This is a genomic window from Amycolatopsis sp. NPDC051373 (genome assembly GCF_040689465.1).
Taxonomy (GTDB): domain Bacteria; phylum Actinomycetota; class Actinomycetes; order Mycobacteriales; family Pseudonocardiaceae; genus Amycolatopsis.
The window spans coordinates 292,118-313,554 of the sequence record NZ_JBFBAE010000010.1; the positions used below are offsets into that span (position 1 = coordinate 292,118).

The window sequence follows — 21,437 nt, forward strand, 5'->3', positions numbered from 1 at the left end:
GCGTGGAGAACACCCCGGCATCGACGGATTTTCAAGAGCCGACTAGAAAACCTAGGGTACCCTGCGTAAAGTGATGTCGGTCTCAGCACGGCGGAAGGAGGCGCGGATGTCGACGGCGACACCGCGAGTCCGCGTCGACGGGGTGCTTCGCGCCGTCCGCGCGCTCGAACCCGTGGACATCGCGTTCGCCGCCCGCGTCGACCAGGGCACGGGCACGTTCGTGCTCGACCGGTTCGACGGCGCCCGCACCGACCTGCTGCGCAACCTGGTCATCCCGCGGGGTGAGGGTGTCGGCGGCCGGTGCATCGCCCTGGAACGGCCGGTGTTCGTCCGGGACTACGTGGCGGCCAAGGGCATCACGCATCGCTTCGACGGCGCCGTGGCGGGTGAGGGCCTGAGCGCGATGTTCGCCGTGCCCGTGAAGACCGACGGCGTGGTGCGCGACGTCGTCTACGGCGCGGCGCGCACGTCGGTGGAGTTCGGGGAGGGCCTGATCGACCGGGCGGTCGACCTCGTGAAGCGCTCTGCGGCCGCGGAACCACCGAGCCCGGCGCCGCGCTCGGCCGGCGACATCGCCGCGGAGCTCGACGACATCGCGGCCGCCGTCACCGACCCCGTGGTGCGCCGGCGGCTCCGCGAGCTGGGTGCGAGCCTGTCCGGGAAACCGGCGGAAGACGACCTGCCGATCCGGCTCTCGCCGCGTGAGCTGGACGTGCTCACGGCCGTCGCGATGGGCCACGCCAACGTGGACGTCGCCCGTCGGCTCGGCCTCACCGTGCAGACCGTGAAGTCGTACCTGAAGAGCGCGATGGCCAAACTGGACAGTCACACCCGCGGCGAAGCCGTCTACCGCGCGCGGATGGCCGGCTTGCTACCGTGACCGCGGTGGGGAGCCTGACGGCCGGCGGGTCCGACGAGGCACCGGTGACCCGGGCCGAACGCAAACGGGCCGAACGGGTGGCGCGGCTCGAACGCGCCGCGGCGCGCGTGTTCGCCGACCACGGCTACGAGGGCGCGAACTTCGACCTCATCGCGGCCGAGCTGGACCTGCGTGGCGCCAGCCTCTACTACTACGTCTCCTCGAAGGAAGAGCTTTTCCTGCGCTGCCTGCGCCAATCGTCGGCCGACGTGTCCGCCCGGCTGCGCGCGATCGTCGAGGCCGAACCCGAGCCGCGGGAACGGCTGCGGCGGCTGTTCCGCGAACAGGTGCTGATCGAGGTCCGCGACTACCCCGAGTACGTGCCGCTGTTCTTCAAGGCGCGCGTGAGCGTGCCCGCGTTGGCCGAGGCCGTGCTGGGTCTGCGGCGCGAGCACGCGAAGGTGTTCGAGGAGACGGCGCTGGAGCTCGGCACGGACCCGCGGAAAGCTCGGCTGTGCCTGGAAATCGCGTACGGCACGCTGGCCTACCTGCCCGACTGGTACGACCCGGCCGGCGCCGTGAGCCCCGCGGAGCTGGCGGACGAGCTCGCGGATCTGCTCGTCGCGCCGTTCCTCCGCAAGGGCGACTGACCACCCCCACTCGTGGGTATCCGCGCGAACCCGCCGCGCCTACCGTTGGTCCGGATGGCCCAGTCCCCGGCCGGGCCCGACGAACCCGTGCTCCCGCCTGCCCCGAGGCGGGGAACCCCGAGAACAGGTGATGCACATGACCGCGACCACCACGAACTCCGTGCGGGGTGGCCAGCACGCCGACCACGGGTACGAGCTGCCCTGGGCCTTCACCCCCGAGCACCTGCAGTGGCGCGACACCGTGCGGGAGTTCACCGCCGAAGTGGTGGCGCCCGAGGCCGGCCGGCGGAGCATCGAGTCGAAGTTCGACGCGGACCTGGTCCGCGCGTCGGGCCGGCTCGGAGTCTTCGGCCTGATGGTGCCGGCCGAGTTCGGCGGCGCCGGCGCGGACCTGCGCACGCTGTGCCTCACGATCGAGGAGCTGGCCACAGTGGACTCTTCGCTGGCGGTCACGGTGCACGTCCAGGCGATCTGCGCCGCACTGCTGGCCCACTTGGCCCAGGACCGGCCCGAGCTGTGCCACGAGATCCTGCCCTCGGCCGCCACCGGCGAGACGTTCATCTCCATCGGCCTCACCGAGCCGTCGGGCGGGTCGGACGCCGGCAACATCACCACCGTCGCGCGCCAGGACGGCGACGGCTGGATCATCAACGGCGCCAAGCAGTTCATCACCAACTCCGGCACCCCGTTCTCGCGCTACGTGATCCTGCTCGCCGCGGTCGGCGACGACGAGCGCGGCCGGCCCCCGGTCTCGGCGTTCCTCGTCCCGCTCGACGCGCCGGGCGTCACCGTCGGCAAGGGATACCCGAAGCTGGGCTGGCGCTCCTCCGACACGCATCCGCTGTTCTTCGACGACGTCCGCGTGCCCGGCGACGCGCTGCTGTCCGAACCGGGCCGCGGCTACCGCGACGCGCTCGAGTTCCTCACGTGGGCACGGCTGCCGATCGCCGCGATGAGCGCCGGGCTCGCCCGCGGCTGCCTGACCGACACCCTGCGCTTCGTCACCGAGCGCACGTCCTTCGGCAAGCCGCTGGGCCACCACCAGGCGGTGGCGTTCCAGACCGCGGACATCGCCGCCCTCGCCGCCACCGCCCGCACGCTGACGTACGACGGGGCGTGGAAGTACGATCACGGCTTGTCGATCAGGGAGGCCGCCGCCACGGCGAAGCTGGTCGCGTCGGAAGCCGCGAACAAGGCCGCCTACCTGGCGACCCAGCTGCAGGGAGGCTACGGCTTCATCGAAGAGACGGCCGCGACCCGCCACCACCAGGACGCCCGCATCCTCACCATCGGTGAGGGCACGTCCGAAGTGCAGCGGATGCTGATCGCGCGTTCACTGGGGCTGGCCGTCTGAGCAGGTGCCGATCGATCGAACACACAAGGGAGTGTGCCCGTGGCCGACAGTGTGGAACAGCTGATCTCCGTCCCGTTGCAGGAACTTCCGGAACGGTGGCGCTCGGCGAGCCGGGCCGAGGAGATCGCGGGCGCGCGGGCGCTGCACGATCGCGACCCGGACGAGTACTGGGCGTGGGCCGCGGGCAAACAGCGCTGGATGCGGCCGTGGGACGAGGTGCGCAGCGGTGACCTGCCCGAGTTCCGCTACTTCACGGGCGGCCTGCTCAACGTCGCCGACAACTGCGTCGACCGCTGGGCCGAGGACCCCGCGACGGCCGACCGCGCCGCCGTGGTGTGGGAGGGCGAGCCGGGGGACACCCGCACAGTGACTTACGCCGAGCTCGCCCGGGAGACCTCGGCGCTGGCGGCGGGGCTGCTGGAGCTGGGCATCGGCAAGGGCGACGTGGTCGCGATCTACCTGCCGAACCTCGTCGAGGCGTTCACGGCCATCCACGCGTGCAACCGGATCGGCGCGATCTACACGGTGCTGTTCTCCGGCTTCGGCAAGGACGCCGTGGCCGCGCGGCTCAAGGTCTCCGGCGCGAAGGCCGTGGTGGTCGCCGACGCGTCCTACCGGCGCGGGAAGCTGGTGCCGCTGCTGGAGACACTGCGCACGGCCCGGCCGGCCCTGCCCGACCTCGGCCACGTCGTGGTGCTCGACCGCACCGGCCGCGACCTGCCGCTCGAAGCGGGCGAGGTCTCCTACGCCGGCCTCGTCGCCCGCCACCCCGAAGGCACGCCGGCCGTGCCGCTGGAGGCCAACGACCCGGCGTTCCTGATCTTCACCAGCGGCACGGAGTCGACGCCCAAGGGTGTGGTGCACTCGGTCGCCGGGTTCCTGGTCGGCACGTGGGCCAACGCCTACTGGCAGGCCGGGCTCGAGGAGGGCGACGTCTACTGGGTGGCCGCCGACGTCGGCTGGCTGACCTTCCCGATCCAGGCCGTGATCGGCGGGCTGGCGTGCGGGACCACGATCGCGTGTTACGAGGGCGCGCTCGACACCCCGACGAAGGAACGCTTCTACGAGTTCTGCGAACGCCACGAGGTCACGCAGGTGCTGGCCGCGCCGACCGTGCTGCGGATGCTGCGCTCGTTCGGCGAGGACCTGTGCGCCGCGCACCCGCTGCCGCACCTCAAGCTGATCACCGTGCAGGGCGAGCCGCTCGACGCCGAGACGTTCACGTGGGGTGGCGCGCACCTCGACGTCCCGATCGTGAACGCCTACGGCCAGACTGAGACCGGCTCCACCTGGACCTACCCCGTGACCGGCGTCGACGCGTTGAAGGCGGGGTCCGCCGGGCGCCCCTTGCCCGGCCACCACTGCGAGGTCGTGGACGACGACGGCGTGCCGGTTCCCGCCGGTACCAAGGGAAATCTGGTGATCACCCGCCCGTTCCCCACCCTGGCCCGCACGGTGTGGGGTGATCACGAGCGGTACCTGTCGGCGTACTTCAGCCAGTACCCAGGCAAGTACAACACCAAGGACGAGGCCGTCCTCGACGCCGACGGCCACCTGTGGGTGCTCGGCCGCGCGGACGACGTCATCAACGTCGCAGCGCACCGCATCTCCACGATGGAGATCGAAGGCGTCGTGACCGCCCACGAGCGTGTCGCGGAGGCCGCCGTGGTCGGCGTGCCCGACCCGACGAAGGGCACGGTCCCGATCGCCTTCGTCACGCTCCTGGCCGGAGCCGACGCCGACGCGGTGTCGGCCGAGCTGATCCGCCGCGTCGGCGAGGAACTCGGCGGCTACGCGCGGCTGGCCAAGGTCTATCCCGTCACTGCGCTGCCCAAGACCCGCACGGGCAAGACCATGCGGCGCCTGCTGCGCGACGTCCTCGTCGAGGGCGCTCCGCGCGGCGACACCAGCGCGATGGAGGAACCCGGTGCCCTGGACGCGGTGCTGACGGCGGTGTCCGCGGCCCGCTGACCTTCCTGCCCTTCGCCAGGCGTCGGCCCGTACCGGTGGCGCGTCCGGTTCGCCAGAGCGTGCGCCGGGCGGGGCGGCGCGGCTGCCCGATAAGCTGGCGCCGTGGCCGAGGGGCGAGAGGTGTCGACCGTGACGATCTGGAACGACGTGATCAGTTTCGTGCGCCTGCGTTACGAGGTGCTCGAGGACCACGACGGCTGGCTGCGCTTCCGCCTGCCCACCGAGGACGGCCGCAGCCAGCAGGCGACCGTCCACCTGCTGCCCGACCACGGTGGGGTGGCCTGGGCCGAGCTGTCCTCGCCCGTCGGCTGGGCCGACCGCGTCGATCTGCGCCGGCTGCTGGAGCTCGTCGGCGAGTCCGGCGTTGGCGGTGCGGCCGTGGTCGACGGCGTGGCGCTGATCAAGCACGCCGTGCCGCTCGCGTCGCTGGACATCGAGGACGAGCTGGACCGGCCGTTGCGCGCCCTGGTGGCCCGTGCCGACCAGCTCGAACACGACCTCGGGCAGGGCGACGAGTTCTGATCGCCGGCCGGCAGCGCGTACTGAGCTTCAGCTCGAAACGCGGGCCGGTTTCTTCGCGCGGACCGGTGCCGCCAGCACCGCCAACGCGACCAGTTCCGTGAGCGCCATCCCGCGTTCGACCAGGCCGAGCGGGATGAGCAGCCACCAGCGTTCGTCGTTCACCGCGGCGACCGCCACGGCGCCGAGGATGATCGCCAGCCAGCCCAGCGACAGCGCGGCGAGCAGCCGGGCGGCGAACCGGCGGCGCGGCGAGTGCGGAAACGTCGTCCGCGCGGCCATCAGGATCGCCAGCGGCAGGCAGACGAACGCGACGACGCTCGCGACCCGGTGCAGCGTGCCGCCCGCGGCGCCACCGGTGGCGGTGGCCCAGTTGGTCTTCGGAAACGCCACGATCACGAGCAAGCCGATCGTCCACAGTGCACCGAACACGGCGGAAACCACGGGCAGCCGCCGTTGCAGCCGCAGCACGGCGAGCGTCACGGCGGAGCCCACGGCGACGAGGACCACCGCGAGGTCGAACACCCACTTGTTGTCCGAGAGGCCGTACTCGCTGATGGTCCGGCTGGTCACGCTGATCTCGTCGGTGGGCGGCACCAGCTGCAGGAGCAGGACCAGCGCGGCGCCGATCGCGAACGCGGCGATGCCGGCGATCGACAGCAGAGCGGGGCGGCGGTCCTCGGCGAGGGCGGTCATCTCTCGAGATTAGCCACCCGGCCCATGTGCCCGCTGTGAGCCGATTGGTCCAGTACTTCCGAAGGTTACCCAGGCCGATTTGCACCGATATGGTCGTTCGCTGCCGGAGCGTCCCGGCCCCGGCTCGGCCCTGGGAGGTCCGTTCGTGGGGAATTCAGCAGTTTCGGGAGTACTTTCGAGAACGCGGAGACCATGGGTTCTGCTGGCCACGGCCGGCGTCCTGGCGGGGACGTTCGTCGCCCTGCCGACGTCGGCCACGGCCGCGCAGAACGTGGTGCACGCCGACCGCTCCGTCGTGCGGTCGTGTTTCGCCGCGCTCCAGCCGGCCGGCGCGCCCGGCACCGACCGCCGCGAGGTCGCCTCGACGGTCGACGGCCTGGTCCAGGCCCGCCTGACGCCGGGTGCCGGCGCCGAGGGCGACTGGGACCTCGCCGTGTTCGACAAGGCCACCGGGGCGCTCGTCGCGGCCTCGGCGGCCTTGCGCAGCCACGAGCTCGCCGAGAGCTTCGTGAAGAAGGGCCAGCAGCTCGTGATCCAGGGCTGCCGGTACGCGGGCAACGCGAAGGAGGCGAGGCTGGGTGTCGACTTCCTCGCGCTGACTCCGCAGGGCACCCCGACCGGATCCGCCGCGCCGGCCCAGCGCGCCGAGCTGGTGCGCGTGCACACGCCTTCGCGTGCGGACAAGAACAAGCTCCTCGGACTCGGCCTCGACGTCACCGAAAAGGGTGATGCGACCGGCGTCGAGGTCGTGCTCGCCGGCGACGCCGACCGCCGCACGCTCGCGGCGAGCGGGCTGAAATCCACCGTCGTCGAGCCGGACCTGTCGGCGAAGTCGATCCGCGACGCGAAAACCGACCGCGAGTACGCCGCGAAGACGGCTGCCTCGGTGCTGCCGTCCGGCCGAACCAGCTACCGCCACCTGTACGACTACGAGTACGAGATGAAGGAGCTCGCGCGCAAGAACCCCAAGCTGGTCAAGGCGTTCACGCTGCCGGAGCCGACGTGGGAGGGCCGCGACGTCGTCGGGCTCGAGATCGCCACGGACGTCGCGAACACCGCCGACGGCAAGCCCGTCGACTTCACCATGGGCGTGCACCACGCGCGCGAATGGCCGGCCGGTGAGACCACGATGGAGTGGGCATACCAGCTGATCAACGGCTACGCCCACGACACCACGATCCGCGGGCTGGTCGGCAAAACGCGCAACATCATCGTGCCGATCGTCAACCCCGACGGCTTCTCGATTTCCCGCGAAGCCGAACCCCGTGGGGATTTCACGAGGTTCGACTATGAAATGAAGAGAAAGAACTGCAACGCCGCCGATTCCCCGCCGCAGTTCGCCACCGGCGTCTGCAAGGCGAACCCGGGCGGCGCGCAGCGCGGCACCGACCCCAACCGCAACTACGCCGGCTTCTGGGGCGGCGGGGGAGCGGGCCTGTCGTGGAGCAGTGAGACGTTCCGTGGTTCGGCGCCGTTCAGCGAGCCGGAGTCGCGCAACGTCCGTTCGGTCGTGTCGTCGCGGCAGGTGACGAACCTGATCACCTTCCACACCAACGCGGCGCTCGTGCTGCGTCCGCCGGGCGTCGCCGATGTGCGGCCGCCGCTCGAAGACCCGGTGTACCAGGCGCTGGGCGCGAAACTGGCCGCGCACAACGGGTACACGAACGAACCGAGCTGGGCGCTCTACGACACCACCGGCACCACCGAGGACTGGTCGTACTGGGCCACCGGCGGTTGGGGCTTCACGATCGAGATCGGCGGTACGGGCTTCCACACGCCGTACGAGGTCGGTGTGGTGGCCGAGTACGCGGGCCTGGCCCCGTCGACCGGTGCGGGCAAGGGCGGCAACAGTGGTGCGCTGCTGGAGATGCTGCGCAACACCGCCGATCCGGCCGCGCACTCGACGCTGATCGGCACGGCGCCGAAGGGCTACCAGCTCAAGCTGCACAAGACGTTCCAGACCCCGACATCGCCCGTGCTGCAGCCGGACGGCTCCACCAAGCCGCCCGTGTACGTGACCGACAACCTCAACTCCACCTACACCTCGACGGGCGGCCGCTTCGCGTGGTCGGTGAACCCGTCGACGCGGCCGTACGTCGCGGGCCGCTACGGGCGTGACCCGCAGGGGCCGGCGCAGGCCGGGTACGCCGTGTCGAACCCGGCGGGTGTGCCGCCGATCAACGAGTCGTACCCGGACAACCCGGCGTCGGAGAGCTTCACGTTCCACGTCGACGGGTTGCCGAAGGTGGACAACGGGAAGTTCAGCGTGGACGTGAACTGGGCCAACCCGGACACCGACTGGGACCTGTACGTGTACGACGCCGCGGGCAACGCCGTGACGTCTTCGGCTAACGGCGGCACCACCTCGGAGCACGCCGTGCTGTTCGACCCGCCCGCCGGTGACTACCGCGCGGTGCTGGTGAACTACGCCCAGGCCGACCCGGCGCAGGTGGACGACTGGACCGGTGGCGTGTCGTTCGCGTCGCCGGTGCCGCCGACCTACGGACCGAAGGAGGCCTACCAGCTGACTTGCACCAACGCGAAGGGCAAGCTGGCGGGCATCGCGGACGTGTACCTCGACCGCGGCCAGACCATCGACGTCGGCGAGATCTGCACCAACTCGGCGCGCGCGGCCAAGAACCGCTCGCACGGCTGAGGTTTCGGTCCGTGAAGGGTTCGCTTTCGGGCCCTTCACGGACCTGCTCAGCCGGTCACGGCCAACGCGACCCCGAGCACGACGAGCACCGCCCCGACGACCCGGTTGAGCACCGGCCGCGCCCGGTCGTACCAGCGTTGCGTGGCGGGGGAGGAGAACAGCAGCGCCACGGACAGGTGCCACGTCGCAGACGCCAGGACGATGAGCGCGATCGCCGCCACCTTCGTCGCCGTGGGTTCCGTCGGCGGCAACGTGGCCGTCAGCACGCTCCCGAAGAACACGGCGGCCTTGGGGTTGGTGACGTTGCTCAGCATGCCCTGCCCGAACGCACTCCTCCGCTCCGGCAGCGGCTCTCGGTCGGGTGCTCGCGCTTTCGACCAGAGCCTGATCCCCAGCCACGCCAGGTAAAGCCCGCAGACGATCCGCAACGCGGTCGCCAGCCACGGCGTCGCCGCGAGCAATGCCCCCAACCCGAACACGGCGACCGCGGCCAGCAGCCCGCCCGCCGCCACCACCCCCGCCGCCACGGCCACCGCCGCCCTGCGCGACCCGGCCGCCGCGGTGTGCGCGATGAGCACGAAGTTGGGCCCCGGCGTCACCGCCGCGGGCGCGTAGACGAGCAGCACCGTGCCGAGAGTCGCTGCGGTGTTCACACCGCCATCCTCTCGCGTGTGCGCGGGGCGCCGGAGGTCGGGCGGGGACGGCGGGGGACTGCCGTGGCGATTTCGGCTGGGGCGCTGGCGGGGGCTGAGGGTGGCGCGGGTCGGGCGGGGGACTGCCGTGGCGAGTTCGGCCGGGGCACTCGCGGGGGCCGAGGGTGGCGCGGGTCGGGTGGGGGTTGGGCGGGGGACTGCCGTGGCGAGTTCGGCGGGGGCATTCGCGGGGGCTGAGGGTGGCCCGGGTCCGGCGGAACCGGCTGCTGCGGCGAGTTGCGGTGGTGTGGTCGGTATGGTGCCGCGCGGCGTTTGGCTCCTTGGCTCGTGTCTGCCGGGAGAGGTGGTGCGGCGGGGGCAGGCGCGGTGGCGGGTTGCGCTGCTGCGTCGGCGGGGCGCAGTGGCGGGCTTGGCTGCTGGCTCTCGGGTGCTGAGGGCGGCGCGGGTCGGGCGGAACCGGCTGCGGTGGCGAGTTGCGTTGCTGCGCGGGAGGCGTCGTGCCGGGTGTGGCTGCTCGGTTTGCGCCGTGCCGTCGCCGGCGCAGACCGGCGTCGCCGGCTGCCGCGGTTTCGCTGCCGTGGTCGGTGGGGCGTCAGGTCGGGCTTTGCTGCTTCGCGCGTGCGTGCCGGGTTGCGGGGTCGCCCCGGTGGCGAATTTTGGCAGTGCCCGTGCCAGTGCATCACCGCGCGCCCCCGGCGAGGAGCGGACATGATCCCGCGCCACCCGCAGCCGACGTCGTGGTCAGGCGGCCCGACCACTCCCCACGACCTGCCCCCGCAGCGTCCGCAGCGCGTTGTGGTCCACAGTGGACGGTTCTGCCGACAGCCAGCCGCCGATTTCGTGCAGGAACTGTTCCGGTGTCATGGGCGGAGCGCCGTCGGCGTAGTCGGCGTCGTCGGTGGTGGTGATGGCGCCCGTGTGGCTCGGGTAGACGATCATGGCGCCGCGCAGAGCGATGCCGGGCAGCAGGTCGCGGTAGGAGTCGAGGCTTTCGGCGAGGCGGGAGCCGCCGCCGCGGAAGGGGCGGCCGTTGCGGAGCAGGCGGCCGTCGTCGGCGGTTTCGTAGTGGCCGGGGAGCCATTGTTTCGACTCGATGAGCACGAGGCGCTTGCCGCACAGCACAGCGTGGTCGACGTCGGCGAAGACGGAGCCCGGCCAGGCGAGGCCATGGAAGATGCGGGCGGCGGGCAGCCGGGTCAGGTAGCGCTCGAGGAGGTCGGCCGTGAGGCGTTCGGCGAGCTCGTCGGCTTCGATGCCGGGGCTGCCGAACACCGCGCCGCCGCCGAACTCCGTGGCGAACTCGCTGCGGGCGCGCCGCGCGGCGAGGTAGCCGCGGGCCAGGCGCTGCACCAGCAGTGCCGTGCCGGCCGTGAGCACCAGCCACACGATGAGCACCGGCGGCGTGAAGTCCACGCCCAGGACCAGCGGCGCCAGCACCAGCACCATCCCGGCGACGGCCGCGACCACCGGCGTGTGCCCGGGGCCGCGGCGCCGCCCGTGGCGTACGCGCGGGTCCTGCGCCGCGAACTCCCACCACTCGAGCTCGTCCGGCTCCAGGTCCAGCGGCTCGGGCACGAACCCGGGCTCCTCGCTGAACCGGCGGCGCTTCGGCTTCGCCGGCGGGCGCGCGTGCACGGTCGGGATCCCGGCGTCGTACGCAGCGCGAGCGCGGGGATCACTCAGCGTGTCGTAGGCCTCGCGCAGCAGCTGGAACGTGCCGACGGTGCCGCCCGCGTCGGGGTGCAGCGTCTTCGCCAGCCTGCGGTAGGCAGCCTTGATCTCCGTGGGCGACGCCGTCTTCCCCACGCCGAGCACCGCGTAGTAGTCGACTTCGGGCACGTTCGCGTTCCACCTCCGAATGGCTGCCGCGCAACGATATGGGGTCGGTGATCGCCCTCGGCAACCGCCTCCGCGGCGCGCCGGGGTGAACCCCGTTCATCGTCGCGCGCCAGTGACCACAGTGGACAGTGCGGACCACGGCCTGGCTGCGCAGTATCGCTCGATCGGGTTCCGTTGTGTGATCGATCGGGTGGCCCCGGTGTGATCTACGCCGTAGACCCGCGGGTCTACGGTGCAGACTCCGCGGGGTGCGCAGACTCAAGACCGCCCGGCGGTCCGAGATCGTGGGCGCGGCCTGGGAGCTGGCGGCCGAACGCGGTCTGCCCGCTCTGTCCATGCGCGGCGTCGCCGCCCGGCTCGGCCTCACGCCCATGGCGCTGTACGGCTACTTCCGCAGCAAGAACGACCTTCTCGACGGCATCGCCGCCCACCTGCTCACCCTGCTGCCTGCGCCCTCCGCGGACCTCGATCCCTTCACCCGGTTGCGTGAACTGGCCGGGGGAGCGCGGGCGGTCGCGCGCGAGCACCCGGCCGTGGCCGGTCTGCTGTTCACCCGTCCGGCAGCGAGCGAGGAGTCCCTCCTCCCGGCCGAACGCGTTTACCAAGCCCTGCTGGACGCGGGCGTGCCCGAGGCCGAAGTCCCGCGCCTGGAACGCCTACTGTCCACGTTCGTCCTCGGCTACGTCCTCTCGGAGGTCGAAGGCCGCTTCGCCGCGAGCACCCGCCTCGCCCGCTCGCGCCGCGTCGAGCTCGGCCCTGCCGACCTGCCCGCCCACCACCGCCTCGGCCCGCTGCCGCACCACGTCGACTGCGACGCCGAGTTCGCGAAAGACCTCGAAGACCTGCTGACGATCGTCGAGGCCGCCGCGAAGTGACGCTCAGGCTTGCGCGGCCGTCCGCCGGGGTTCGCGTCGCTTGAACACCAGCTCCCGCGCCGTGCCCAGGGCCGTGGTCACCGCGCCCGCCAGCACGGCGTCGGACCCCAGCTGCCCGGCGACGATCTCCGGGGCGAACGGCGTCGTCGCGGCCAGCGCGCGTCGCATCGGCCCGGCGAGCAGCGCCGCGTTGCTCCCGATGCCGCCGCCCAGCACGATGAGCCCGGGGTCGAGCACCGTGGTCACCGCGGCCACCACGTGTGCCAGGTGCGCGGCCTCCTCCTCGACCACGCGCAGCGCCGCCGGATCCCCGTCCGCGGCCGACCGGAAGACCTCCCGGGCGCTTCGAGCGGTCAAGCCCAGCGCTCGGGCGCGCGCGACGATCGCGTGCGCCGAAGCGACGTCCTCCATCGGCCCGGGCCGATGAGCACGCGCCCCGGAAGCACCGGCGCCCGCGGGCAGGTCCGCGATCTCACCCGCCGCGCCGTGGGCGCCCCGGAACAGCTTCCCTCCGACCAGCACGCCCATCCCGATGCCGGTGCCCACCGTGAGGCACACCAGCACGTCCACGCCCAGCGCCGCCCCCAATGCGTGCTCGCCGACCGCGCACAGGTTCGCGTCGTTCTCCACCACAAGGTCCGAACCGTGCGCGCACAGCCGGTCGGCCAGCGAGTGCAGCAGCCCCTTGCGCTCCCACCCCGGCAGGTTCGGCGCCCGGTGCACGGTTCCGGTGCGCGCGTCCGGAATGCCCGGCGTGCCGACCACGGTGGCCACGACGTCGGCCGGCTCCAGCCCGGCCGCCGCGACCGCGCGGCCCACCGCGTCGCCGACCGTCCCGACGAGCGCGCTGCCCGAACGGCACCGGTTCGGCTCGTCGAGCCGCGCGACGATGCTTCCGTCCAGATCAGCGACAGCTACGCGGATCGAACGCCGGCCGATGTCCACGCCCACCACGTGTCCGGCCTCGGGCGCCACGCGGTAGACGACGGCGGCGCGCCCCGGCCCCGACGGGCCGTGGCCGGTGGCCCGGACCAATCCGCATTGCTCCAGATCGAGCAGCGCCTGGCCCACGGTCGGCTTCGAAAGCCCTGTGTCCGCGGCGATCCTGGGCCGAGTGGCCTCACCGCCGGTGCGCAACCGGTCCAGCACCAGCCGCTGGTTCAGCTCGCGCATGTTCGCCGGTGTGCCCACCTGCGGCCCTGCCATGCTCACCGCCACCCCTCGCCGTTTCCACAACTTTACGAACGCGGCTCTTCCGACCCCGCAAATCTTATGTTAAGAAGCTTTACTAACTATTGGATGGAGGCACGACGTGAGCTCACCCACCCGTTCGGGGGGTTCCGGAACGGCGGATCTTCCACGGACCGGTCTCGAACGCAAGATCGGGCCGCTGCAGGCGACCGCGATCAACATGACGCAGATGTGCGGGATCGGCCCGTTCGTGACCATCCCGGCGATGGTCGCCACGATGGGCGGCCCGCAGGCGATGTTCGGCTGGATCATCGGCGCCATCATCGCGCTGGCCGACGGGCTGGTGTGGGCCGAGCTCGGCGCGGCGCTGCCCGGCGCCGGCGGCACCTACATCTACCTCCGCGAGGCCTTCCAGTACCGCACCGGGCGGCTGATGCCGTTCCTGTTCGCCTGGAGCGCCGTGCTGTTCATCCCGCTGATCATGTCCACGGGCATCATCGGCCTCGTCCAGTACCTCGGGTACCTGATCCCGGGTGTGGTCGACGACGGTGGCGTGACGCCGCTCGGCAAGATCATCGGCATCGTGATCATCGCCGTGATCGTGCTGGCCTTGTTCCGCCGCATCGGCCAGATCAGCAAGCTCACCACCGTGCTGTTCGTGATCATGCTGTTCGCCGTGCTGACCGTGATCGTCGCGGCCTTCTCACACTTCAGCGGCGGCCAGGCGTTCGCCTTCACGCCCGGCGCGTTCGGCTCGGGCGGCGCGTTCTGGGGTGGCCTCGGCGCCGGCCTCGTGATCGCCATCTACGACTACCTCGGTTACAACACCACCGCCTACCTCGGTGGTGAGGTTCGCAACCCCGGCCGCACGATCCCGCGGTCGATCATCTTTTCGATCCTCGGCATCATGACGCTCTACTTCCTGCTGCAGGTCGGCGTGCTCGGCTCGATCCCGCTCGACGAGCTGAAGAACGCGACGTCGGTCGCCTCCACCGTGCTGGAGCAGGCGTGGGGCACGGTCACCGCGAAGGTGATCACCGTCTTCATCGTCATCGCGGCCATCGGCTCGGTTTTCGCCGGCTTGCTCGGCGGCTCGCGCGTGCCGTTCGAAGCCGCGCGCGACAAGGTGTTCCTGCCGGTGTTCGCCAAGCTGCACCCGAAGCTGAACCTGCCCACCGCCGGCGTGCTGACGATGGGCGTGATCACCGCGATCGGTTCGCTGTTCACCCTGACCGACGTGATCAACGCGGCCGTGACCGTGCTCGTGATCATCCAGTCGCTGGCGCAGGTCGCCGCGATCTGGGTGATGCGCCGGCGCCAGCCCGCGCTGAAGCGGCCGTACCGCCAGTTCCTCTACCCGATCCCGACGATCATCGCGCTCGCCGGCTGGGTGTACATCTACATCTCCGCCACGACGCTCTCGATCATCCTCTCGGTGGCGTGGATCGTGCTCGGCGTCGTCGCGTTCTTGATCTACGCGGCGGCGGAGAAGACGTGGCCGTTCGGGCCCAAGGAGATCCGCGAGGAGTTCGTCCTCGCGCAGCAGCAGCCGACCGAAGAGGGGCTTGAGGCATGAGGAAACCGCTCGTCGCCGGGATCGCGGCGGCCGCCGCGCTGATCCTGGTCCCCGGGGTGGTGAGCGCGACGGCGTCGGCCCAGGCGCCCGCCGCGTCGCCCCAGCACCACGCTCCGCGAGAGCAGGGACTGTCCACGATCGGCACCTCCGGCTGGCAGGTGCTCACCACCGCGAGTGTGAAGGACGGCGGTGACCGCGTCTCGCAGCCCGGGTACGCCACGAAGGGCTGGCTGCCGGTCAAGTCCGACGACGCGGGCGCGCCGGGCACCGAGATCAACGCGTTGGTGCAGAACGGCAAGTGCCCCGACGTCTTCTACTCCGACAACATGCGCAAGTGCTTCGGGTACGTCGACAAGCTCGGCCCTGTGACCACGAAGCCGTTCTCCGACCCGTGGTGGTACCGCACGGACTTCGACCCCGGCTTCGCCAAGGGCAAGAACGGCAAGCTCACGATCCCGGGCATCGTCGGCGAGGGCGACGTGTGGGTCAACGGCACGCTGGTGGCGGGCAAGGACGTGGTGAGCGGCGCGTTCGCCGGCCACACCTTCGACGTGACCAAGCTGCTGAAGCCGGGCAAGAACACGCTGGCGATCAAGGTCTACCCGAACAACCCCCTCACGATGTACACGCTCGACCAGGTCGACTGGGGCCAGATCCCGCCGGACAACAACACCGGCATCCAGTACCCGCCCACCCTGCAGCTGTCCGACGCGCTCACCGGCGACAACGCCCACGTGGTGCAGGACAACGCCGCCGACCTGTCCACCTCCTCGCTGACGGTGAAGGTCGACGTCACCAACAACGCCGGCTCGGCGCAGACCGGTGACGTCACGGCCACGGTGAACCCGCCGTCGGGCGCGCCGATCGTGGTCAAGCAGAGCGTGAAGGTCCCGGCACACGCCAAGCAGACGGTGACGTTCACGCCGGCGAAGTTCGCCGCGCTGAAGATCCGCAAGCCGCAGGTGTGGTGGCCGTACTCGATGGGTGCGCAGCCGCTGTACACCTTGGACACCTCGGTGGCCCAGGGCGGCGTCGTGTCCACGTCCTCTTCGGACACCTTCGGCATCCGCACGGTGACCTCGAAGCTCGTCGGCAAGTCCGCGCCGCTGCCGCAGGGCTCGCGGCTGTTTGCGGTGAACGGCAAGGACTTCGTGTTCCGCGGCGGCGGTTTCGCCCCGGACCTGTTCCTGCGCTACGACAAGGCCGACACCGCGCACCAGATCGCGCTGATCAAGAACATGGGCCTGTCCGGCGTGCGGCTCGAGGGCCACGACATGCCGCAGGACTTCTACAACCAGGCCGACCGCGCGGGCCTGCTGGTGATCGGCGGCTTCCTGTGCTGCGACGCCTGGCAGCCCGAGGACGCCTCGAAGCTCACCGATCGCGACTACCGGATCATGCACGACTCCGCGTACTCGATCGCGCAGCGCGAGCGCAACCACCCCAGCGTGTTCAACTACGGCTGGAGCGACAACGAGCCGGTCGCGCGCCAGGAGTCCGAGACGCTGAAGGCGTTCTCCGAAGCCGATTTCCAGGTTCCGGTGATCGCCTCGGCGGAGTACAAGAGCACCCCGACGCTCGGCGTCTCGGGCGAGAAGGAAGGCCCGTACGACTGGGTCCCGCCGGCCTACTGGTACGACACGTCGCACTTCGACTCCGGTGACTCCAGCCGGACCAACGCCGGTGGCTCGTGGGGCTTCGCGAGCGAGCAGAGTGCTGGGCACACGGTGCCCACTTTGGACTCCATCAAGCGGTTCCTCTCGCCCGAGGAGCAGGCGAAGCTGTGGCAGGACCCGGCGTACAACCAGTACCACGCGAACTTCGAGCCCGACCACGGCGGTTACGCCTTCGGCACGCTGTACACGTTGAACAACTCCATCACCCAGCGCTACGGCAAGTGGGACTCGCTGGAGTCCTATGTGGAGTCAGCACAGGTCGCGAACTACGAGAACACCCGTTCGCAGTTCGAGTCCTTCATCGCGCACTCGACCGACAAGGACAACCCGTCGACCGGTGTCGTGTACTGGCAGCTGAACAAGGGCTGGCCGACGCTGCTGTGGTCGCTCTACAACGACGACGGTGACCAGCCGGGCGCGTTCTTCGGTGCCAAGAAGGCCAACGCGCCGCTGCACGCGATCTACGGTTACGACAACGGTTCCGTGACCGTGGCCAACCTCGGCGGCGGCACGCAGGCCGGCGTTTCGGTGCGGGCCAAGGTCTACGACACCGCGGGCAAGGTGCTCGACGACCAGACGGCGAAGAACGTGTCGCTGAATTCGCAGGGTGTCGTCACCGGTCTGCTCAAGCCGAAGGTGCCGGCCGAGACGAAGGCGCCGGCCAAGGCGCAGGTGTACTTCGTGGAGCTGCAGGTGACGCAGGGCGGGAAGGTCGTCGACCGCAACGTCTACTGGCTCTCCACGCAGAAGGACGTCGTCGACTGGAACAAGACCCTGGGCGAGCCGCAGGCCACGCTCAGCCAGTACAGCGACATGTCCGCGCTGCGCGACCTGCCGAAGGCGCAGATCGGCGTCGAGAGCTCGACGAAGCACGTGGCGGGTCCCGACGGGGCCGACACGGCGACCACGGTGACGGTGACCAACACGTCGAAGACGCCATCCGTCGGGTTCTTCCTGCGCGCCGACGTCCGCCGGGGCACCGCTTCGGGTGGCGTGGCGTCCGGCGACAGCCAGCTCGCCGCGGCGACGTGGGACGACAACGACATCACGCTGTGGCCCGGCGAGTCGCAGACGCTGACGGTGACCTACCGCTCCGCCGACCTGCACGGCGCTCCCGCCGTGATCAGCGTCGACGGGTTCAACACCGGCAACGTGGTCGTGCCCGCCGCCCGCGGCTACGGCCACCACGGTGGCCACGCCGTCCGCCCGCCGGCGATCGAGGGGACTCGCGAGTGATCCTGGGTATCGACTTCGGCGGCACGAAAGTGGCGCTGGGGCTCGCCGACGACGCCGGAACCCTGCTGGCCACGCGCCGGCTGGACACCGACGCCGAGGCGGGGGCCGAGCAGGTGGTGACGCGCGCCCTCGCCGGGGCCAAGGCCCTGGTGGCGGACGAGGGCGCGCGCGTCGACTCGGTCGGTGTCGTCAGCCCCGGGATCGTTCTCGAGGACCGGATCCTGCTCGCGCCCAACGTGCCCGGGTGGGAACAGCTGCACCTGCGCTCGCTGGTCGCTGCCGAGTTCGGCGGCGTCCCCATCGCCACCGGCACGGACGCCAAGGCGGCCGCCCTGGCGGAATGGGAGTTCGGCACCCTCGCCGGCGCCGACCCGGCGGTCTTCCTGTCCCTCGGCACCGGCATCGCCGCCGCGGTCCTCATCGGCGGTGTTGTGCTGGCCGGCGCCAACGGGGCCGCGGGCGAGATCGGCTACAACCTGCTCGCGCCCCAGGGGACCGACGGCTTCGCCAGCGGCTCCGCGCCGCTGGAGGAAGCCGTGGGCGGGCGAGGGCTGGGCCGCCGGGCCGCGGAATTGCTGGGCCGCCCGGTGACGGCTGCATCGCTGTTCGCGCTCGCCCGGGAGAACACGCAGGCGAAGGAACTGGTCACGTCGGCGCTGGACGAGTTGTCCATGCACGTGGCCAATCTGGCCATCGCGTTCGATCCCTCGCGGATCGCCGTGGGTGGCGGACTTGTCCGGTCGGCCGATGTGTTGCTGCCGGCCCTGCGCGACCGGCTGGCGGGCGCGGTGCCGTTCCCGCCGGACCTGGTGGCGGCCCGGTTCGACCAGGACGCGTCGTTGCTCGGCGCGGTGGCTCTGGCCATGCGGCTGGGTACGGGGGGATAGCTGCCCGAAGGTGTGCCGGTGCCCCGACCCGGCACAGCTTCGGGTACCCGCGTTCTGAGGGGCGGTGCAGTTTTCGGTGCTGCCCCTCAGCCGTTTGTCCACAGCAGGCCGGAGTTGTGGACAGCTCGGCTCCTTTTCGGCTTGGGCCCCGTTTTTGTCGGGGGTGGCCGATAGAATGGACGTGGGGACACCCCCCTCAGGGAGGGCGGGGGCTGTTTCCCGGCGGCTGGTGGCCCGCCCGCACACGGTTCTTGTGTTGTCACTCAGGAGCTTGTGGCTTGCGCAACCGCAGAGCGGTGACGAAAGGCAGCCCGGCGAGGCGGAAGACGGTGGCTTGGCCGGCGAAGTCGAGGCCGGCGTCGCGAGCCAGTGCGACAACTTCCGAGACGGTCTCCGTGCGGTTGCGGCGGGGCAGGACGCGGGAAGCAAAACGCAGCCACCCATGAGTGAAGTGTTCGGCCACGACGGCGGTGCCGCCCGGAGCGAGGACGCGGTGGTTTTCCGCGAGGCCCCGGGCGGGGTCGGCCCAGTGGTGGAACGACATCGTCGAGAGCACCAGGTCGAAGGTCTCCGAAGGGTACGGGAGGGATTCCACGGTGCCGACGGAAAACGCGGCAGGGAAAGGCTTTTCGCGCGCCCGCGCGAGCATGCGGGACGCGGGGTCCACGCCGGACAAAGCGGCATCCGGGAAGCGGGTGTGGACCAGGGCGAGGAGCTCGCCGGTGCCGGCGCCCACGTCGAGGACCGAGTGGGGCGGGGCAGCGGCGGCGAAGGAGAGCGTCGCGCGGTGGACGGCGCCGAAGAAGCCCTGCATGGTCGGTTTGTCGTAGGTGTCGGCACGGGCGTCGAAGCGGCCGACGTCGTGGTAAGTCATGGTGCTCCGATCGTGGCGATGAAGGCGGCGGAGGCGGCGTCGATGGCGGTGGCGACGGTCTCCTCGGGAGCGGGGCGGTCGGCGTCGAGCCAGGTGAGGATCGTTTCGACCGAGAGGGTGGTCAGCAGGGTCGCGGCCCAAGCCCGGCGCGAGGGATCGGGGATTTCCGCCGGCAGCGCCGATTCGGCCACCAGGGAGCTTCGCGAGCGGAAGTCGGCTGCCCACGAGTCGAACTCCGGTTCACGCGCGACGTGGCGGAACAGCAGCCGGAAGCCGTCCGGATCGGAGGCCGCGGCGGCGACCGCCGCACGCACCAGGTCGACGCGGCCCGACGTGGCCATCCGCAGGCGGTCGCCGACGTCGTCGAGCACGGCGCGGTACAGGTCGGGCTTGCCGGCGAAGTGGCGGTAGATGATCGTCGCCGTCACGCCGGACTCGCGGGCGACCAGTTCGATCGTGGTGGCCGCGTAGCCGTCGCGGGCGAAGGCCGTCCGCGCCGCGGCGAGGATCTGCGCGCGGCGTTCGGCGCGGGGCATGAGTTTGCGGCCGGTGTCCACGAAAGTGTTTATAGCGCTCTGTACACCCAAGTGTAAACAGTTACCGGCGAACGCGCGTCGACTCCCGCACCACCAGCTCCGGCGTGAAGACCTCTTCGCGGCGCGGCGCCGGGTTCTCCTCCGTCTCCGCGAGCAGCTGCTCGGCGGCCGTGCGCCCGAGCCGGAACGCGGGCTGGCGCACGGACGTGAGCGGGACGGCCGCCGCGCCCGCGAACTCGATGTCGTCGTAGCCGACGATGGCCATCTCGTCCGGCACGCGCACGCCGGCACCGACCATCGCCTGCAGCACGCCGAGCGCGAGCAGGTCGTTGGCGCAGAAGACGGCCGTCGGCCGGGGGCTCATGCCGAGCAGGCGCGCGCCCGCGTCGCGGCCCGACGCGACGTCGAGGCCGATTGCCTCCACCCCCGACAGCTGCGCGCCCGAACCGGTGAGCACGGAGCGCACGCCGGCGTCGCGGTCGCGGCACTGCGTGAGGATGGTGGGACCGTTCACGAACCCGATGTGGCGGTGCCCGGTCTCCAGCAGGTGCCGGGCGGCGAGCGCACCGCCCGCGACGTCGTCGACCGACACGGAGCTCGCCTCGTCCGCGGGCACCTTGCGGTCCACGAACACGTACGGAATGCCACTACGGCGGAACGCCTGCATGGCGTCGCCGGCGGTGTCGACCGGGCTCAGCAGCACACCGCGCACGCGTTGCTCGGCGAGCATCGCGAGGTACGAAGCCTCGGTCTCGACCCGCTGCCCGCTGTTGCACGTGATGATGTTGATCCCTTGCGCGTGTGCGGCTTCCTCAGCCCCGCGGGCGACATCGACGAAAAACGGGTTCCCGAGGTCGAGCACGAGCAGCGCCATGATCCGCGATCGCCCGGCGCGCAGCTGCCGCGCGGACTCGTCGCGCACGTAGCCCAGCTCCTGGATGACCGACAGCACCCGGTTGCGCGTGGCCGTCGCGACGACGTGGGGCCGATTGACCACATTGGACACAGTGCCGATCGAAACGCCCGCGCGCTTCGCGACTTCCTTGATGCCGACCACGGCCCTCCCCTCGCCCTTGGGTGGCCAGCCTAACACGATGATGAAACGTTTCAGCGGGCGCCGTCGGCGCGGGACCGGTCCCGGCCGGAGCACGTTGGCGTCGGCGCCGTGAACGTCGTGCTGTGGTGCTGCTGACGGGTAAGCCGTTGTTCACGCGGGGAGGGCTTCACCGCCGGCGTCGCGATGCTGGTCGCCGCCGCGGCGCTCGTTTCGCCCGTGCTTGACGTGCGGCACGCGCGGTGGGGGGGGGGGGGCGGCGGCGCGCGCGGCCGACCCCGGCGGGCGGGGCCCCCGGCCGCGGCGGGGGTCGCGGGGGGGGGGCGGGCGCGGGC

At 71.2% G+C, this 21,437-nt stretch carries 17 protein-coding genes; 10 read left to right on the forward strand and 7 right to left on the reverse strand.

Features of this window, described 5'->3' with window-relative positions; translation table 11 throughout:
- Positions 1-106 precede the first annotated feature (106 nt).
- The 5 genes from AB0383_RS21180 to AB0383_RS21200 all read left to right on the forward strand — a co-directional run bounded on the left by AB0383_RS21180 (position 107) and on the right by AB0383_RS21200 (position 5,356).
- Positions 107-880 carry a LuxR C-terminal-related transcriptional regulator gene (locus tag AB0383_RS21180; RefSeq protein ID WP_364187944.1) on the forward strand — a complete coding sequence of 258 codons (774 nt, stop codon included), beginning with the start codon at positions 107-109 and terminating at the stop codon, positions 878-880.
- 5 nt (positions 881-885) lie between these two features.
- Positions 886-1,509, forward strand: a complete 624-nt coding sequence (locus AB0383_RS21185) for a TetR/AcrR family transcriptional regulator (protein WP_364187947.1) — start codon at positions 886-888, stop codon at positions 1,507-1,509.
- Between the two features lie 136 nt (positions 1,510-1,645).
- Positions 1,646-2,863 carry an acyl-CoA dehydrogenase family protein gene (locus tag AB0383_RS21190; RefSeq protein WP_366188313.1) on the forward strand — a complete coding sequence of 406 codons (1,218 nt, stop codon included), beginning with the start codon at positions 1,646-1,648 and terminating at the stop codon, positions 2,861-2,863.
- A gap of 39 nt (positions 2,864-2,902) precedes the next feature.
- Positions 2,903-4,834: an AMP-binding protein gene (locus AB0383_RS21195; RefSeq protein ID WP_366188314.1), complete on the forward strand. Its 1,932-nt coding sequence runs from the start codon at positions 2,903-2,905 to the stop codon at positions 4,832-4,834.
- A 129-nt stretch (positions 4,835-4,963) separates the two neighbouring features.
- Positions 4,964-5,356, forward strand: a complete 393-nt coding sequence (locus tag AB0383_RS21200) for a hypothetical protein (RefSeq protein ID WP_354877522.1) — start codon at positions 4,964-4,966, stop codon at positions 5,354-5,356.
- A 27-nt stretch (positions 5,357-5,383) separates the two neighbouring features.
- Here the strand turns inward: AB0383_RS21200 and AB0383_RS21205 are convergent, their stop codons facing one another.
- Positions 5,384-6,049 carry a DUF998 domain-containing protein gene (locus tag AB0383_RS21205; RefSeq protein ID WP_366188315.1) on the reverse strand — a complete coding sequence of 222 codons (666 nt, stop codon included), beginning with the start codon at positions 6,047-6,049 and terminating at the stop codon, positions 5,384-5,386.
- A 199-nt stretch (positions 6,050-6,248) separates the two neighbouring features.
- Here AB0383_RS21205 and AB0383_RS21210 point away from each other — a divergent pair, with 199 nt between their 5' ends.
- Positions 6,249-8,705, forward strand: coding sequence for a M14 family zinc carboxypeptidase (locus AB0383_RS21210; protein ID WP_366188324.1), 2,457 nt, complete (start codon positions 6,249-6,251; stop codon positions 8,703-8,705).
- 47 nt (positions 8,706-8,752) lie between these two features.
- Here AB0383_RS21210 and AB0383_RS21215 read toward each other — a convergent pair whose 3' ends face one another.
- Together AB0383_RS21215 and AB0383_RS21220 are read right to left on the reverse strand one after the other, a co-directional pair.
- Positions 8,753-9,358, reverse strand: a complete 606-nt coding sequence (locus tag AB0383_RS21215) for a LysE family transporter (RefSeq protein ID WP_364187959.1) — start codon at positions 9,356-9,358, stop codon at positions 8,753-8,755.
- Between the two features lie 741 nt (positions 9,359-10,099).
- Entirely contained in the window at positions 10,100-11,197 is a 1,098-nt protein-coding gene (locus AB0383_RS21220; protein WP_366188316.1) for a DnaJ domain-containing protein, read from the reverse strand.
- A 248-nt stretch (positions 11,198-11,445) separates the two neighbouring features.
- On the opposite strand from AB0383_RS21220, the gene AB0383_RS21225 reads away from it, so the two are divergent.
- On the forward strand, positions 11,446-12,072 hold the full coding sequence (locus AB0383_RS21225) for a TetR/AcrR family transcriptional regulator (protein WP_364187965.1): 627 nt from the start codon (positions 11,446-11,448) through the stop codon (positions 12,070-12,072).
- Positions 12,073-12,075: 3 nt separating this feature from the next.
- Here the strand turns inward: AB0383_RS21225 and AB0383_RS21230 are convergent, their stop codons facing one another.
- Positions 12,076-13,278: an ROK family protein gene (locus AB0383_RS21230; RefSeq protein ID WP_364187968.1), complete on the reverse strand. Its 1,203-nt coding sequence runs from the start codon at positions 13,276-13,278 to the stop codon at positions 12,076-12,078.
- 106 nt (positions 13,279-13,384) lie between these two features.
- Between AB0383_RS21230 and AB0383_RS21235 the strand changes: the two genes are divergently transcribed.
- The 3 genes from AB0383_RS21235 to AB0383_RS21245 are packed head-to-tail and all read left to right on the forward strand — an operon-like array spanning position 13,385 to position 18,638.
- On the forward strand, positions 13,385-14,839 hold the full coding sequence (locus AB0383_RS21235; protein ID WP_364187971.1) for an APC family permease: 1,455 nt from the start codon (positions 13,385-13,387) through the stop codon (positions 14,837-14,839).
- The gene (locus AB0383_RS21240; protein ID WP_366188317.1) at positions 14,836-17,751 is read left to right on the forward strand and encodes a beta-mannosidase; all 2,916 of its coding nucleotides are present in this window, start codon (positions 14,836-14,838) and stop codon (positions 17,749-17,751) included. The genes AB0383_RS21235 and AB0383_RS21240 overlap by 4 nt, the downstream gene beginning before the upstream one ends.
- Positions 17,748-18,638, forward strand: a complete 891-nt coding sequence (locus AB0383_RS21245) for an ROK family protein (protein WP_364187973.1) — start codon at positions 17,748-17,750, stop codon at positions 18,636-18,638. Before AB0383_RS21240 ends, AB0383_RS21245 begins: the two co-directional genes overlap by 4 nt.
- A 259-nt stretch (positions 18,639-18,897) precedes the next feature.
- Here the strand turns inward: AB0383_RS21245 and AB0383_RS21250 are convergent, their stop codons facing one another.
- From AB0383_RS21250 to AB0383_RS21260, 3 genes are read right to left on the reverse strand one after another with little or no spacing between them, the layout of a single operon-like run.
- Positions 18,898-19,512 (reverse strand): class I SAM-dependent methyltransferase, encoded by a 615-nt coding sequence (locus tag AB0383_RS21250; protein ID WP_366188318.1) that lies wholly within the window; start codon positions 19,510-19,512, stop codon positions 18,898-18,900.
- Positions 19,509-20,069: a helix-turn-helix domain-containing protein gene (locus AB0383_RS21255; protein ID WP_366188319.1), complete on the reverse strand. Its 561-nt coding sequence runs from the start codon at positions 20,067-20,069 to the stop codon at positions 19,509-19,511. The genes AB0383_RS21250 and AB0383_RS21255 overlap by 4 nt, the downstream gene beginning before the upstream one ends.
- Positions 20,070-20,109: 40 nt before the next feature.
- Positions 20,110-21,105: a LacI family DNA-binding transcriptional regulator gene (locus tag AB0383_RS21260; RefSeq protein ID WP_364187984.1), complete on the reverse strand. Its 996-nt coding sequence runs from the start codon at positions 21,103-21,105 to the stop codon at positions 20,110-20,112.
- Between the last annotated feature and the right edge of the window lie 332 nt (positions 21,106-21,437).